The organism is Nodularia sp. LEGE 04288 (assembly GCF_963896525.1).
GTDB lineage: Bacteria > Cyanobacteriota > Cyanobacteriia > Cyanobacteriales > Nostocaceae > Nodularia.
Map to the genome: position 1 here is coordinate 1 of NZ_CAWQOY010000014.1, position 16,499 is coordinate 16,499.

Below are 16,499 nucleotides of genomic sequence, written 5' to 3' on the forward strand. Positions count from 1 at the left end.
GGAGTGGGGAGTGGGGAGATTTCAATAGGGGTAATAATTTTTGCCAGTCGAAGCAAGTATCTCCTAAATCAGCCAGACGATTAATTACCGCGTCCAATTCGGGGAGTTCAGCGGTGGGGACTAAACCGAGATGGCGATCGGGTATGGTGATATTATCTTGACGACGCAATACGCCGAGAATGTTTAATTGTAATGCTTCGAGGGAATCTTTGAGTAAAGATAAATGGCGATCGCTTCCCACCCGATTTAGTACCACCCCAGCAATTTTAATTCTCGAATCAAAGGTACAATAACCGTGTGCGATCGCCGCCACAGAACCAGACAAACGACTACAATCGATCACCAACACCACAGGTAAATCTAAAAGCCGTGCAACGTGTGCCGTACTAGCAAAATCAGTGATAATTAAAGATTCTTCCTGATTTTCAACCGCTTTCACACCATCAAATAACCCCATCACCCCTTCCACGAGGGAAAATTCACACTCTGGGCTATAATTAGCAAAACATTTCTGTACATAAGCCTCAGAAGTCAAAACCGGATCTAAATTGCGACAAGCACGACCAGTGACATGGCCGTGAAACATCGGGTCAATGAAGTCTGGGCCGACCTTAAAAGATTGTACCCCCACACCACGACGGCGTAAAGATGCTAAAAGGGTGAGCGTGACCGTTGTCTTGCCCACCCCACTACGTTCTCCAGCAATGACTAAAGTCATAAATTTGGGGTAATTAATTGGGCATTGCTAATTATCCCTCTTAAATTACGAATTACGAATTACGAATTACGAATTACGAATTAGTAATTATTTACCCAAATTGAGAGTCTTCGCAATAATTGCCAGACTTTCTTCAAAAAGTGATTCCCGACCCCAACGTTGCACCTGTTGACTCAGCAACGCTTCAGCTTTTTGTTCCGAAAGTGAACCCACCTGTTGAAACAGACCTGCGGCTTGAGCGCCACCGTGTGTTTCCATTCGCATACAACCGCCAGTTTCTGAACAAATGACAGTACCACAATCTGCTTCCAAATTTGTCGAACTCAGGCGCAGAGCAATCACATCACCCAGAACCTCACCCACATCAGCCACTGGAACACCGGCTAACTCAGCTTCCACCTGTCGCTGGTCTTGGGAAACAAAGCGAATTTGAGTGATTTCATAATCACCGATTTCCTTTTTATAGGAAACTGGCGACCATTCCAACCGACTCGCCAGCCAACCCAAAAACAGCAAAGCTTGGGCGGGGTTACCCTTTTCATAGTCAATCATCACCCGGTCAATTTCTTTGAGTGCAGCGCGACGATGGGGTGAGTCGTAAGCTTGAGCCGTCAATTCTTGCCATGCCGATAGCCGTCGCCAGTTCAAATCAGCTAAGGGGATATTAGCTTTTACCAACTCTTGCAGACTGAGTAAATCAGTTTCCGGCTCGTTAAAATCACAAGAATCAACAATCACATTATTGCAGATTGCCGACAATCGCTTGAAGAGATTGTTGTTAGGGTCTGGTGTCGCCTTCCACCAAAGAAACTTCGGCAAGCTACCAATTAATAGGGCTGGAATCATGCCACCCACACGTTCCAAAGCGGCAGCTGTTCCACTCAAGGTGATGTATTCACAGCATATCAGTGTACTTGAGGATTGCTTTTGAATTGGGCAGTAGGCAGAAACTTGAGCTTTCACACCTTCATCTTCCCCAGCAATCGGGAACAAAGCAATAATTCGGCAGGGGTTACGCAGGGCAATTTCATCCGCAATTGTGGGACTAGCGGGACTGAAGTTATAGGAAGTACCGTCTCCCGCACCTCCCATTCCCTGACGTTTGGCGAATTCTTCCCGCAATACAGCCAGCGTTTCTGGTGAAGTTGTACCAGTTTCCGGCAGCCCATATTTAACTTGTACTTGCCGTAACGCCGCCGCCATTTGTGGCCCGACAATGCCATCAATCGGGCCTTCATAAAACCCCAAAGCAGCTAACAAATACTGAGTTTCTTCTGGTTCGTAAACCACCAAAGTAAATGTTGTCGCCCTAGTAGCAGCAGGAAGCCCACCGTCATCACCGGTAATACCGTAACTTTGCCAAATTTGATTCAGTTCCGTTTCTATTTCGGTCAGCGAAATATCCTTTGGTGCCTGAAGTGAAAAAATTGTAGGTGCTTGGGAAATCATAGTAGTTTAGTCATTGGTCATTGGTTATTGGTCATTGGTCATTGATTTAGGACTTACGCAAAATTATGGAAAAACGAACCGCATTGGCGCTAGCCTCTCCCTTTGGGAGAAGGACACATTGGCGTTAGCCTCTCCCTTTGGGAGAAGGACACAAAGTCAAGAGGGTTTCAGAGAGGTCTTGCGTAAGTCCTGTTATTTTTACTAATGACTCATTTCTACAGTCTGCGCCAGTTACGACCGTCTTGGTTAATTAACAATTCCGCTTCTGCGGGTTCCCAAGTACCGGCTTCATACCGAGGAATGGTCGCAGGGTCTGTGGGTGTATCCCAAACAGAAAGAGCCGGAGTTACTATTTGCCAAGCTGCTTCAACTTCATCTGCCCGTGTAAATAAAGTTTGGTCGCCCATCATACAATCAAGAAACAGGCGGTCATAGGCATCAGAAGTTGCTTGAATGCCAAAGGAGCCATAACTAAAGTCCATATCCACAGAACGGGTGCGGAATTCTGCCCCTGGCATTTTCACATCAAAACGCAAAGAAATTCCTTCATTCGGCTGAATCCGCATTGCTAAAATGTTGGCATTTCGCTGTTGAGAAGCAGATTGAAACATCCGAGAAGGAACATCACGGAAGTGAATGGAAATCTCACTGACTTTTTTCGGCATCCGCTTACCTGTCCGTAGGTAAAAAGGAACACCCTGCCAGCGCCAGTTGTCAACCATAAACTTCATGGCTACATAAGTTGGTGTCCCAGAATTAGGATCAACTCCTGGTTCATCGTGATAGCCTGGAACTTGCTTACCCTTCATCCAGCCACCACTATACTGACCTCGCACTGCTGAACGTGACAGATTGGGAACATCAGCCAAACGGGTAGCTTGCAGTACCTTAACTTTTTCCGTGCGGATGCTATCAGCATCCATTGAGTTAGGTGCTTCCATTGCCGTCAAACAGTAAAGTTGCATGAGGTGATTTTGCAACATATCTCTGAGTGCGCCGGCTTGTTCATAGTAACCAGCCCTGTCTTCTACCCCTACGGTTTCAGCCACGGTAATTTGTACGTGGTCAACAAATTGACGATTCCACAACGGCTCAAATATGGCATTTGCGAAGCGGAATACCAGCAAATTCTGGACTGTTTCTTTACCTAAGTAGTGGTCAATGCGGTAGACTTGATTTTCTTTGCAATATTTTTGCACTATTTGGTTAAGACTTTGAGCTGATGCCAAGTCCCGACCAAAGGGTTTTTCAATCACCAGACGATGCTTGTAGGGGTCGTCTAGCATTCCGCCTCCCCCTAGTTGCCGAATGGCTTCCGGAAAGAAGTTAGGCGCGACGGAGAGGTAGAACATCCGGTTTCCCCGTGTGTTCCGTTTCTCGTCTAATTCGGTTAACAGGGTTTTGAGCTTTTGGTAGCTTTCCGGTTTGTCTATGTCTCCAGGACAGTAGAATAAACCTTTAGAGAAGTCTTGCCAAAGTTCGCCTAAAGGAACACTAGCATGAGCTTCTTCCATGCCCTTTTGCATCTGTTCCCGGAAATAGTCGTGAGTCCACTCTCGACGCGCCACGCCGACAATAGTTGTCTCTGGTGGGATGCGTCCTTCTCGCCGCAATTTGTAAAGTGCTGGCACTAATTTACGCCAGGTAAGGTCGCCAGAAGCGCCAAAGATGACTATAATCTGGGGTTCGGGCATCCCTTGCTGTTGCAGACCAACGCGCAAGGGATTTTCTAGCAAACTAACCATAAAAGTTTTCAGTGGGGTGTTGAGTGGTGTGTTAATAGACGCTGCAAAATCGCGTCTACAAAGGAGTTGTGTCCTTCGGCAGGCTCAGGATAAACGTTTAAGGTCTACACTGGCGACAATAACTTGACTTTGTTTTCTAAAGAGTTCATCAAGGACTCGTAAGGCTGGACGAATTTGTCAATACCTTCAACTAATAGTTCCTCCATGACCACATTTAGATCAATGTTGATGTCGGGATCTTTCAGGCTTTCCATCAGTTGGTAAGCTTCTGCAACGTCTGTTTCTAAGCGATTAGCGACATCGCAATGGTCAGCACAAGCAGCAATTGTCGCCGGTGGTAAGGTGTTAACGGTGTCAGGGCCAATTAACTCTTCGACATACATGACATCTTTGTATTTTGGGTCTTTGGTGCTGGTGCTAGCCCAAAGTAACCGTTGGACTTTAGCTCCTTTTGATACTAAGTATTGCCAGCGATCGCTTTGAATAATCTTTTTGTATTCCTGGTATGCAATCTTAGCGTTAGCGATCGCCACTTTCCCCCTCACAGCTTGCAGTTTGGCCTCATGGGAGATATCATCAATACCACGCTTCAATTTGGCATCAATTTTGGCATCAACGTTGCTATCAATGCGACTGAGAAAAAAGCTAGCCACGGCAGCAATCTTGCTAATGTCTCCACCCTGTGCTAACCGTTTTTCTAAGCCACGAATATAAGCCTCTGCGGTGTTGATGTAGCTATCGACGGAAAACAGCAGCGTGGTATTAATATTGATACCTTCAGCGATCGCCTGCTCCACTGCTGGTAAACCAGCTACTGTACCAGGAATTTTCACCATCAAATTTTCCCGCCCAATTTCTTGAAAATAGCGACGGGCTTCAGCTATTGATGCTTCAGTATCATGGGCGATGGTCGGTGGGACTTCTATACTCACATAACCATCAAGTCTATTCGAGGCTTCATATACGGGGCGCAGAAGATCACAAGCGTTGCGAATATCTGCAAAAATGAGGGATTCGTAAATTTTGTATGTGGGTAATCCAGCGCGAATACCAGCTGCGATATCGGCATCATACATCGCATTATTAGATATAGCCTTTTCAAAGATAGCTGGATTAGAGGTAATCCCAGATATACCCTGATTTTCCACCAAGTCTTTGAGTTCACCTGATTGAATCACTTCACGGTTCAAGTTATCCATCCAGATACTTTGACCATATTGTTTAATTTCTAGTAAATGGTTAGTTGCCATAGCTCTAGTTTTACTCCTGTTAATGATGTTTCTAAGTGAAAAAACGCAAAATACATCTTGGTGTTGATGCTTACTGTTGAATTGTGGCGTTACCAATCACTTATGACATCGACCAGCTGAGGTAATTTTTAATTCATCACCAGGGCTATTGTGCATCTCCAATCCCAGATATTATCCAATCACACAGCCAAAATAACTTCTCATTACTGGTAGAGTGTCAACCTATCTCATACAGCACCGTGTCAATAAACAACCCCTTACCAGTCAAATTTTTGACTTTTGACTTTTGACTTCCGCCTTCAAGCGGCTGGTTAGTGTCCGTTTTGAATAAAAGACTCCACCTTCGCTACATCTTCTTTACTACCAATAATTAAAGGTGTGCGTTGATGTAGTTTCTTGGGTACTACGTCCAAAATATCGACTAAACCTGTAGTCGCGCGACCACCTGCTTGTTCAATCAACATAGCCAAGGGAGCCGATTCATAAAGCAAGCGCAACTTACCTTCTGGGGTTTGAATTGTGCCGGGATAGAGAAATACGCCGCCTTGAACTAAAATTCGATGGATATCACTCACCATCGCGCCACTGTAACGAGCGGTATAGCCTTCAGTCCGATGGACATAGCGGATATACTCCCGCATTGATTCTTCCCACTGCCAAAAATTCCCTTCGTTCACGCTGTAAACAGAACCGTGGTTAGGAATTTTGATATTTTCTTCCGAAAGGATAAATTCCCCTAAACTGGGATCAAGGGTAAATGAATGAACGCCATTACCCATAGTATAGACCAGCATTGTGCTAGGGCCGTAGAGTATATAGCCGGCGGCGATTTGCTTGCGTCCGTTGGTTAAAAGGTCAGTGGCTTTATGATCGACATCATCACCTTGTTGTTGACGAATCGCGAAAATCGAACCCAAACTGAGATTAGTATCAGTGTTCGATGAGCCATCAATGGGGTCATAGAGCAAGGTATAGCGACCAATAGGGCAGTTTTCCGGGATGTAGTATGGTTCTTCCATTTCCTCGGAAGCTAGGCGACAGACTAAGCCACTTTGCTTAAACACCGAGATAAATACGTCATTGGCATAGACATCCATCTTTTTGACAGATTCGCCTTGGACATTCACATCTCCAGAAAATCCCAGCACACCTTCCATTAAACCAGCGCGGCTGAGGCGACGAGCCACCAGTTTACCCGCCAAACCGATGCGATTCATCAGCATACTCAAATCTTGAGCATCTGCTGCAAAACTTTGCATTTGCTGGAGTACGTGACGCGATAACGTTGTACAATCACGATCTAAGTTTTTATCCGTAGCATCATTCATAGACAAATCTAGAGATTCTGGCGCTTGAGTCATTTTTGTTATTCCCTAGCTTTTTGCTTATGGGTCAGGTTTATCAATGGCAATTTTTAGTTGCTGCCTCTATCTTAGAAAGGTATTTTGATAACTTAAATATGATTTTAGATAAACTAAAGAATTGAGATTTGGGGGCGGTTGTTCCATTAACCGCAAAGGCGCGACGATTTTTAGCGTAATTGCTCATCGGGAAATAATATTGTGGGGTGGGCTTCTAGCCCGCCCAGAACAGTCATCTTGCCTGTTCCACAAGAGAAACATCATGCAACATTTTAAGCTTGCCACATCAGTAGGGTGGGTTAGCGCCGCGTAACCCACCATCATCCGGTTAACTGATATAATTTAGTGACATTTTTAGCCAGTTGTAATGAAGCGATGATTTTGTGCGGCGAATTGACTGGTTCACCCATTTCTAGCCGTTCTACAGCACTCAATCAACAACTGGCAAAGGGATGGAAGTATTGAAAACAAGGCTTGACCCTCGACTGCGTACAGTTTTCACTTTTCCGTTATCCCTGTTGATATATTATTTAAACTGCAACCAAAATATTTGTCATGCCAAAATGCCGAATCTTTCGCTAAAACTAACCCTGGCGAACTCAAATACTAGGCGACTAGAAGTCGCAGCTGCGCGGGTTAAAATTCCTAAATTTCCTGAGTCCGTGCAGGCGGATTTTGTTTGTATAGCTGCGATTTCCAATCGCCAAGGCTAATGACACAGGAAAAAAACGATTAAACCCCCACAGGGGAAAGCTTCCCCAAATAAGCAGTTAAAGCCGCTTGTTTCACAGCATCTGGAAGCAGAGGAAATGTCGTCAAAATATAAGCAAATTCCTCCTTAGTTAAACCGTAAAGGTGCGCTATCATCCCATCAAGTTCCGCTCGAATTTCCGCCCGTTCTGTTTCATCAGTCACGCCATTTTTGTGCGAACCAAGTCCCACTTCTTCCGCCAAATCGTCAAATTCTGGAGTTGTGCAGATTAGTTTCGCCGCCCCTTCTACAATTTCACTAAAGTATTTATCTCCGGCTATTAATCTCGGTATTGGTGTTTGGTAAATGAAAAACATAGTTAAATTTGCAGTTACCTGCTGACGTAACAAAAAATCAAAACAAAAACTATTCAATACTGCACTGATAAATAATGTATATTTATCATCATTGTACGGTATTGTAATATTTAAAGAATGACCGCAAACAACATTAAAAGGTAAAACTGTTCCAATCATTGTTCGTGAGTCTGTATTTCTAGCAACTGCACGATATGCAAAACGATATCCTTGATAATTTAATTTTTGACCGTTATCAATTCTATTGCGTCCTAATATAGATTTTCTCCCTTCATTTTCATCAACCCAATATCTAGGTTCAGCAAATTTATGAGTGAATTGATGAATCATCTTTCCTTCATAAAGTGGTAATCTTCCTTTACCTGGCTGTTGCTTAAATAAATGACTATCAATAGTCATGTGAAACTCCGAAGTTAAGCGCAGATTCCATTTATGATCAATTTTCTCTCCCAACAAGGGAAACCGCAGCATCTTCTCAGCAATTTGGATATCTAACTCACTCTTAAACTCCATCACCGAGAGAGAATCAGGTGAAAGTCGCCGCACCATATCAACATCAACATTTAAACTATCTTCATTAGGAAACCTCGCCAATTCCCGGACATCAAGACGCATAAAAGCCGAGGGAAAATCTGGAGTTGTACCACCCTTAATAAAAGTCAAAACAACAAATTTAAAACTGCGGTGAACACCCTCAAAAATTTCCTTACGATTTTCAAAGCAGAATAAACCAGTAACTTGAGTTTCACTAAACAACATTTCGCGTAATTGCTTAGTTCCCAAATCAGTATAGATACCGCTAGGAACCACAATTCCACATTCCCCACCTTCACGCAACAAATAAAAACAGCGTTCTATAAATAACTTATAAAGATTAATATCCGTCCCAGCCTTCTTACCATTGACAACAGAAATCTGATTTTTGTAATGTGCAGAAGAACGGTAATAAGCACTAACATAAGGAAACTGACTTTGATATTCTAACCAAGCCAGAGAAATAGCCTGATTTTCTAACAGCTTTTTCTGTTCCTTTTCAAAAGCCTTAATATCCATTTTATTCTTCGTCACCAGTTCATTATGCTGTGCAAAGAACTCCTTAGCTTGCGGTTTAAAAATTTCCCAAGGCGGGTTAGTAATAATCGCATCAAAACCACCACCATTTAAAACATTATCAAAATGATAACCCCAGTGGAACGGCTTTAAATTGGCAATATCATCAACATTTAATAACCGCTTTTTCGGCTTACCAATTAACTGCACATCCTCATATTTAATCCCCAGACGCTGGCTAAACTCATCCAACAGCAAAACATTTAACTTTTTTTGAGATTCTTGATTAAGATCATCAATATGTTGACGCAAATTTAACAACCGCGTATCTTGTTCAGTTCCCACATCACCCTCTGGAAGCATTTCTTCCCCAGGAATAAACGCGTGTTTTTTATAAAGTGCTATAGACTGATTCTTCTCATCTAAAACCTTCTGATAATCACTAGCGGCTAAGGCTTGTAAAAGATTACCTTGTTGACTTTTCCCCACAGTATCAAAAGCCGTCGCATCAATTCCAATTAACCCAATCAGAGAATTACCCGCCATAATATTAAAATCAATATTAGGTAGGGGTTCCAACTCATCCACCTTATCCGCAGCAGAAACCAAAGCTAAAAACAGACGTAACTTAGCGATTTCCGTGGCTTCCTCCATGATATCCACACCATAGAGATTATCTGTGACAATCCGCTTTTTAATATAATAAGATAAAGATTGCCGAGACTGTTTAAATTCATGCAGCCATTTTTGCAGATGTGGATCATCCATCAATTCAATGATGCCAATTACAGCACTGTAGACATGAATTAAAGTCTTCATCGCCGCCACCAAAAATGCACCGGAACCACAAGCGGGGTCAAGAATTGACAAATTAGGCAAAATATCCTCAATCAGTAACCGACAGACTTTTGTATCCAGCTTGAGAATTAAATCATTAATATCTGTAAAACTCTGATAACCATCAGATAACACTGTATTTACCCGGTCGATAATTAACTTGTGAATAGTGCGATCGCACAAATATTCTGTAATTTGTGGTCTAGTATAATAAGCCCCAAAAGCCTTCTGATTAATATATTTTTCAAAAATATACCCCAACACATCCGGGTTAATTTCATCATCCTTACCCTCTGGAGTGTCATCTAAATTCCAAGAATAGCGTTTAAACAAATCTAAAAGCCGAGCAAAAGCCTCATCAGCGATAGAAATCTGATATTGTTGTTCAATGCGATGCTTGAGAAATAAACCCCCATTCAGGTATTTTACATTTCCCACCAACGCCTCAATTTTAGGATCACGATCATTTTCTGGTTTCGCAAAACTTTCAAAAAATAAAGCATCGAGAAACTCCTGATAAAATAAATCATCACCACGCTGCTGTATTTGGTTCAGCTTATTAGGCAAATATTCCAAATCACCATGATCAATAAAACCCTTACGCTGAAGAAAATAGACAAACATCAAGCGATTGAGAATCACCGAAGTATACCAACGCCGATCAGTTTCATCATCAATACCCTTGACATATTGTAAAAACTGCTGATGTTGTTCTTCAAATTCCTTATAAAACTTCTTCGTAACAGGTTCAACATCAAAAGCATTTTGCAACCTATAGGCAATTTCCACAACCGATGGACTATCAGTTTCCAATTCAGTAATATCAATAACCAAAGAACCCAGCTTACTTAAAAATAAATCTCCAGGCTGACCCTTAACATATAAATGATTACGAATAAAGCTTTTTTTATCTTCCCTTTTCACCCAATACCATAAACTGCGCGTGCGTTCCTGGTCAATAAAAATCAGCAGATTTTCCGCAATCAAACTGGTAATTTCCCTATGAACCTAAGTTACCATCTTGAGTACAGTAAAATTACGCACTTCTCACCAAATACTGAGCGATTTCTAATTATATAAGTTACATCATAGCCCCCTCATCGCTTGCGGGGAGGGGGTTGGGGGTGGGGTTTTTGTACCTCATAACACCGGGAAGTAAACCAATGATGGTGGGTTACGCTGCGCTAACCCACCCTACGTATTAACTCCAACTCCGCGCCTCTGCGCCTCTGCGTGAAACATTACCCCATAAACAACCCCAAAGAACAAACAACTTGAGGTTCCCGCCTCTCCAACTCCTCACTCACAATACACAAACGGTCATCCATTCGCATAGCTACCACCAACTCAACTAACTGTTGATTACTCACACCACTTCTTAACTGACGGTTGAGAGTATCAATAGCCGACTGTCGCAAAGGATAACGATAAATATCATCAATAGCCTTCAACAATTCCTCAGTCACAAACACCGTTCCTTTCATTTCTTGCACATACTTTTTCAAACATTCATAAGTGCGGAACCTCGCCCCAGAAGGTCGCCCCAATTGACCACCTAAATTTTTCTCCTCCTCAACAATCAATTCCACACCTTTATTCACCAACTTATGATGCAGTTTATCTCTAGGAATAGCCGGAGTAGATGGTTCACAAGCAGCCATTTTTAAAACTGCTAATTGGGACTGAGTAACACTATTTCCCTCCCGGTCAACATAAATTAAAGAATCATTACCCTCAGCCGTTTTCATATATAAAAGTACACCTTCAGGCTGTACAGGTTGGGGAACATGATGACGACTAGAATAAACCACATTCGGCATTTCTGTGATTAGCTTTTTCAGTTCGGGATTTTTATCTGTAGCTTTTTTCCAAATTTGAAAAGCTTCCGAAGTCAAATCAACTTCTGTATCTTCTTCCCCATCTAAAATTCCCGACTTCTCATGATAAAGGTCAAGAATTACTCGTGCTTCATCATCTTCAAAAAATGCTTCATCAGTTCCTACCACTTCCGCATTTTCTTGTAACCTTTGGCGGAGTCTTCCCCGCAAATTAATAATCCGTTCTACACCCTCGGCTGGTAAAAAAGAATAACAGAGAATATTCTCAGCTTTTTGACCAATTCTATCTACCCGACCCGCCCTTTGAATTAATCGAATAATCGCCCAAGGTAAATCCCAATTTACCAAAACTGCACAGTCTTGTAAATTATGACCTTCACTTAATACATCTGTGGCGATTAAAATGCGTAATTCTTCTTTGGCTGTAACTATCTCCCGTTTATCGTTACTCACAGGACTAAATTTACCTGTTAGTTCTGTGGGGTCTTTTGATTGACCAGTTATTTTGGCTAAATTCTGAATATTTCTGGCTTGTAAATTCTCGGTGAGATAACTAACTGAATCAGCAAATTGTGTGAAAATTAAAACTTTTTCATTGGGGTGGTTGACAGTTACTAATTCTACTAAGGCTGCAAGTTTATCATCTTGCTGGGGATTCCAAATCCCATAATTTTCTAGTATACTAATTAAAGCCTTGGCATCTGCTAATAAATCACGTTTGAGTTTTTTGACATCAAACAAACTAGACCGCAACCACTTAAAACGGCGTTGATAACGGGTGACATATTCTTGATAAATTAATTCTGCTTGTTGACGAAAAAACTTGGCGGTGATTTTCTCATATTTCTTGTCTTCCGGTGCAGAATCATCTCCATCATCTTCTATTTCTGCATCTAACAAACTGGTTGCTAAAGAATCAGCATCCTCATCATTATTCCTAGTATCTAAAAGTTCTGCATCCTGAGTACCAATAGGAATATCTAACCCCTGTTCTAAAGCATATAAATAAATGAAATTCCTTAAAATATGCCGTTCCAATGATTGAATAAACGCAAAACCACTACTTTCTAAACGTTTAAATAAATTAGTCCGCGAAAATCCCATTAATCTGCGTCCACCGCGAAATAAACCGTTAAGCTGTCGCTGTTCAGCTTCGCTGGGTGGTTGCGGAGATTTCGTCAGGATATAATTACCCAGTCCATAACGGGGTAGATTTAATTGATTAATTACTTCTACAACTGCCGCAGAATATAATTGTGAGTAAGGGTTGACATCACTACTTTCTAAAGGAAATTTGAGAGTGCGGGGAATGCGAACTGGAAAATAAGAACGACTACCATCAGCAAATTCTAAATATTTGCGTCCTTTGGTGTCGCTGTGGGCATAATTATCTTTAATAAATGACCGAGTACGCCGCACCATGTAGAATTTCATGAGTTCTCGCCAGTCGTCGGTATGTTCGCTTTTTTCAAAAGCTGCTAAAGACCTGACAGAACATTGATGTTTTTTAATAAATTCTAATTCTCCTAGTGTCCCACCACCCAATTGATTGATTAATGCTTCTGGGCGAAATCCTAAATCTTCGTCTTCTGGAACAAATAAGCGCAATTGGGCTGAAAGGTCAAGATAAGTTTTATTATAGGGTGTGGCAGAGAGTAAAATACATTTACTTTCATTAGTGGTAATATATTCGGCGATCGCCCGATATCTTTTACCTTCACGATTCCGCAAATTATGACTTTCATCTATTAATACTAACCGATAGCGGCGCAATTTCGGTAATTTATTTTGTACCTGACTACTAGGCAAAACCTGAGCATATAAACGATATTTGTCAACATATTCTTGCCACATGGGGACTAAATTTTTCGGACAAATAATCAGCGTTTCCCAAAAGCAATCTTCTTGTAAAATCTTCGCTAAAGCTGTACCAATTAAAGTTTTACCCAAACCCACCACATCACCCACCAAAACACCACCGCGTTTAGTTACGTGACGCGCTGCTAACTGGACTGCGGCTTTTTGAAAGTCAAATAAATTATTAAACTCACGCGGTATGCGAAATTCTGCCAGTCCCGCAATAGCTTCATGAGATAAATGATAAGCTAACTTCAAATAAATATGGTAAGGCGGAATTAATTCTGGTCTCGCCCAACTCGCATCAATAATTTCTGCTAATTCTTGCGAAATATCCACACAACCGTATTCTTCCCAACGGTCATTAAACCATTTTTGCAATTTCAAACAAGCATCATGGTCTAAAATATCAACATTTAATTCCCCCTGTTTAGCCAACCCTGGTAAAGTCAAATTACTACTACCCAAAAATCCGACAATTGGGGTATTTACATCTTGGCGATGCACAAGATATAATTTGGCATGGAGAGAATGACGCAAAAACAATTTAATAATTAATTGTTCGCGTTTTAGCTGCTGACTTAATCGCCGCAAAGCAGCTTCATCTTGATTTGTAGGTGTACCAATAGTCAATTGCTGACGAAAATCAGCCGCCACCTTTTTTTTAAACCTCACTATCGCACTATTATCAATTCCACCCTCACGAGTTCCCAGAGTAAAAAACTCCTGAACTTCCTGTTGCGGTAAACTTTGCATTCCAATAAGTAACCGACAGCAAGCCCCAGTTTCTCCCACATACTGACCAATTAAATCATCAATTTTTTGCCAGCCTCTCAAGTTAAAGTAACCGACACAAAAATCTGCCCGGTAGGATAATTTTAGGGTGTCTCTTAAACTGGGTAATAGCTGTAAATCAATATTGTCAAAGATGCGTGGCATAATTTAGGAAAATTAGGTTCAAATACCCACCTAAATTATGCTACCATTATTACCTAAAAACCGGCGTGTCTTCTCATGTCACCATAGTGTTTCGCTGTTGTATTTATTTCAATCACAAACTCTGTACCTTGACCTAATTGAGAATTACATCTAAGTTGACCATGATGTTTTTCCACAATAATTTTTTGACTAATTGCTAGTCCTAATCCCTTAGCTTTACCCATTGGTTTAGTAGTAAAGAAAGGTTCAAATATCCGCCTTTTAATATGAGGAAGTATTCCCTTACCATTGTCATAAATATGAATCACAACTTTTTGCTTCTTCGCAAGTGCTTGCTCAAGCGTGTGGGGTTCCTTACTATGGACTAATGTTAAATGACGGCTCACCACTTCTGTCCGAATGCAAATTTGGGGAATCAGGGAATAGTCTTGTTTCATCCTTTCTTCTAAAGCATCAATGGCATTATTTAAAATATTCATGAATACCTGATTTAGCTCTCCAGGATAACACTCGATTAAAGGTAATTCTCCAAAATCTTTAATGACTTCAATTCCTGGTCTATCTTGCTGTTGTTTGAGGCGATGCTGCAAGATTCTGATCACACTATCCAGTCCTTCATGTAGGTTGGATTTTTGCATTTTACCTGCATCAAAATTAGAGAAATTCCGCAGAGCCGAAACAATTTCTTGAATCCGCTCAGATCCAGATCGCATTGACCAGAGCAACTTAAAAAAATCTGTTTTAATGAGACTCAGGTCGAAATGTTGCAAATATGAGGTAATTTCCGACTTCGGTTTGGGATAATAATATTGATATAGTTCAATTAGTTTAATTAAATCTTCAGCATACTGACTAGTGGGATGAAGATGACTATAAATAAAGTTAATAGGATTATCAATTTCGTTAGCCATTTCTACTACAATTTGACCGAGATTAGCCATTTGGTCATTCTGTAATAGTTGCTCTTGGATAATTTGCAGTTGTGCTGATTTTTCTCTGACTTGTGCCTCAGCAAACTCACCTTTGGTAATTTCACTTTTAACTTGTTCCCAGAGTTGATATTGCTGAATAGATATTCCTATTTCTTGACTGATTTGTGTGATGGCATCTATTTCCCATTTCTGCCACTGACGGTTATGACAACAGTCATAAATAATTAACAGTCCCCAGAATTTATTTGGTAAAGATTCTGGATATTCATGCTCTTGTTCTTTTAAGAAAATCGGAAATACTAAATTGCTTTTAATGTCAAATTTATTCAGAAAATTAATTTGACTAGATAATTTAGGTACTGTATGAGTTTCTTCTCTGATGCTTGATTGGAATGCTTCTAAATCCCTCTGAGGTATGGAAACTTGAATAGCTGTATCTTTCAAAGATGCTAAGGGTGTGGCTACGGATTCAAAAACGACTTCACCCCTACCGTTAGGTTGAATAGAGTAAATTAATGCCTGGTCAATTTGCAGAAACTGTCGCATTTCTTGTAGTACAGTTGGTAGCAAAACATTCAATTGAGAACAGGAATTTATGTGTTTTCGGATGGTTTTCAACAACTGTTCCTGCTTTTGGTACTGTTGCAAACTTTCCTGGAATAATTTCTCTTGGGTAATATCCCTGTGTGTCCCTGTCATCCATAATGGGTTACCAAATTCATCCCACTGAAATACTCGACCACCAGAGAAAATCCACTTCCACTCGCCGGATTTAGCTAACATTCTCAATTCAATTTCAAACTTAGCTGTGTATCCTTCCAGATACTCTTGCAATACCTGGCGGACTTTCAACAAATCCTCTGGATGTACAAGTTGCTCAAAGGATTGATAGTGATGGGTAATTTCTTCAGCTTTATATCCTAAAAGTTGCTTCCACTGAGGGTCATAGTAGGTTTGGTTAGTAACTAAATTCCAATTCCACCAACCCAGACCACTGGCGGCTAATGCCATTTGTAAAGCTGCTTGTGAGTGCTGGCTCATTTCTAAGTCTCCTGGGGCTTGTTGCCGTTGCTGTTGATCTGGGAAACTTTGAGAGGAGGGCGCTGAAACATGAGCTTCCATCTGGTAGGTGGTGGATTCTTTGATCTGCATAGTGGCTGATAGGATGAGGAAGATATTCTGGGCTTCTTTCTCTACACTGTGTTAGGGCTGGGGAGTGGGGAGTTACTTCGACTGCGCTCAGTAACCGAGGGAGTGGGTTAAAACCCTTTTGGTGTCTAAGTTTGATTATCCGTTTATGTCTTAACCTCCTTGGCGGTTGCTATAGCACCTGAAAGTCAATATCAAAAGTGTGAATATGTTCACTTAGCTATTACTCAGTCGATTTAATCAAACTTCAAAGATATACATACAGCACTTTTCGGTGTTATGAGGTATAAAAACCCCACCCCCAAC

General features: G+C 41.3%; 8 protein-coding genes. All 8 read right to left on the reverse strand.

All coding sequences use genetic code 11. The annotated features are described in order from the left end of the window. A partial coding sequence (locus AACX33_RS01290; protein ID WP_227789377.1) for a cobyrinate a,c-diamide synthase occupies positions 1-718 on the reverse strand: 718 nt, incomplete at its 3' end. An 87-nt stretch (positions 719-805) separates the two neighbouring features. Then, on the reverse strand, positions 806-2,167 hold the full coding sequence (opcA, locus tag AACX33_RS01295) for a glucose-6-phosphate dehydrogenase assembly protein OpcA (protein WP_193997648.1): 1,362 nt from the start codon (positions 2,165-2,167) through the stop codon (positions 806-808). A gap of 215 nt (positions 2,168-2,382) precedes the next feature. Then, positions 2,383-3,912, reverse strand: coding sequence for a glucose-6-phosphate dehydrogenase (gene zwf / locus AACX33_RS01300; protein WP_193997647.1), 1,530 nt, complete (start codon positions 3,910-3,912; stop codon positions 2,383-2,385). A gap of 104 nt (positions 3,913-4,016) precedes the next feature. After that, on the reverse strand, positions 4,017-5,162 hold the full coding sequence (gene tal / locus AACX33_RS01305) for a transaldolase (RefSeq protein ID WP_193997646.1): 1,146 nt from the start codon (positions 5,160-5,162) through the stop codon (positions 4,017-4,019). Positions 5,163-5,473: 311 nt separating this feature from the next. Further along, the gene (gene fbp / locus AACX33_RS01310; protein WP_193997645.1) at positions 5,474-6,523 is read right to left on the reverse strand and encodes a class 1 fructose-bisphosphatase; all 1,050 of its coding nucleotides are present in this window, start codon (positions 6,521-6,523) and stop codon (positions 5,474-5,476) included. A 732-nt stretch (positions 6,524-7,255) separates the two neighbouring features. Beyond that, on the reverse strand, positions 7,256-10,465 hold the full coding sequence (locus AACX33_RS01315) for an Eco57I restriction-modification methylase domain-containing protein (protein WP_193997644.1): 3,210 nt from the start codon (positions 10,463-10,465) through the stop codon (positions 7,256-7,258). 254 nt (positions 10,466-10,719) lie between these two features. After that, positions 10,720-14,112 (reverse strand): helicase-related protein, encoded by a 3,393-nt coding sequence (locus tag AACX33_RS01320; RefSeq protein WP_193997643.1) that lies wholly within the window; start codon positions 14,110-14,112, stop codon positions 10,720-10,722. A 53-nt stretch (positions 14,113-14,165) separates the two neighbouring features. Beyond that, positions 14,166-16,196, reverse strand: coding sequence for a PAS domain-containing protein (locus tag AACX33_RS01325; RefSeq protein ID WP_193997642.1), 2,031 nt, complete (start codon positions 16,194-16,196; stop codon positions 14,166-14,168). Positions 16,197-16,499: the final 303 nt, after the last annotated feature.

Bases quoted from the DNA above. Each gene is read 5' to 3' on its own strand.
- opcA (WP_193997648.1), bottom strand. From the start codon at position 2,167: ATGATTTCCCAAGCACCTACAATTTTTTCACTTCAGGCACCAAAGGAT.
- zwf (WP_193997647.1), bottom strand. From the start codon at position 3,912: ATGGTTAGTTTGCTAGAAAATCCCTTGCGCGTTGGTCTGCAACAGCAA.
- tal (WP_193997646.1), bottom strand. From the start codon at position 5,162: ATGGCAACTAACCATTTACTAGAAATTAAACAATATGGTCAAAGTATC.
- fbp (WP_193997645.1), bottom strand. From the start codon at position 6,523: ATGACTCAAGCGCCAGAATCTCTAGATTTGTCTATGAATGATGCTACG.
- AACX33_RS01320 (WP_193997643.1), bottom strand. From the start codon at position 14,112: ATGCCACGCATCTTTGACAATATTGATTTACAGCTATTACCCAGTTTA.
- AACX33_RS01325 (WP_193997642.1), bottom strand. From the start codon at position 16,196: ATGCAGATCAAAGAATCCACCACCTACCAGATGGAAGCTCATGTTTCA.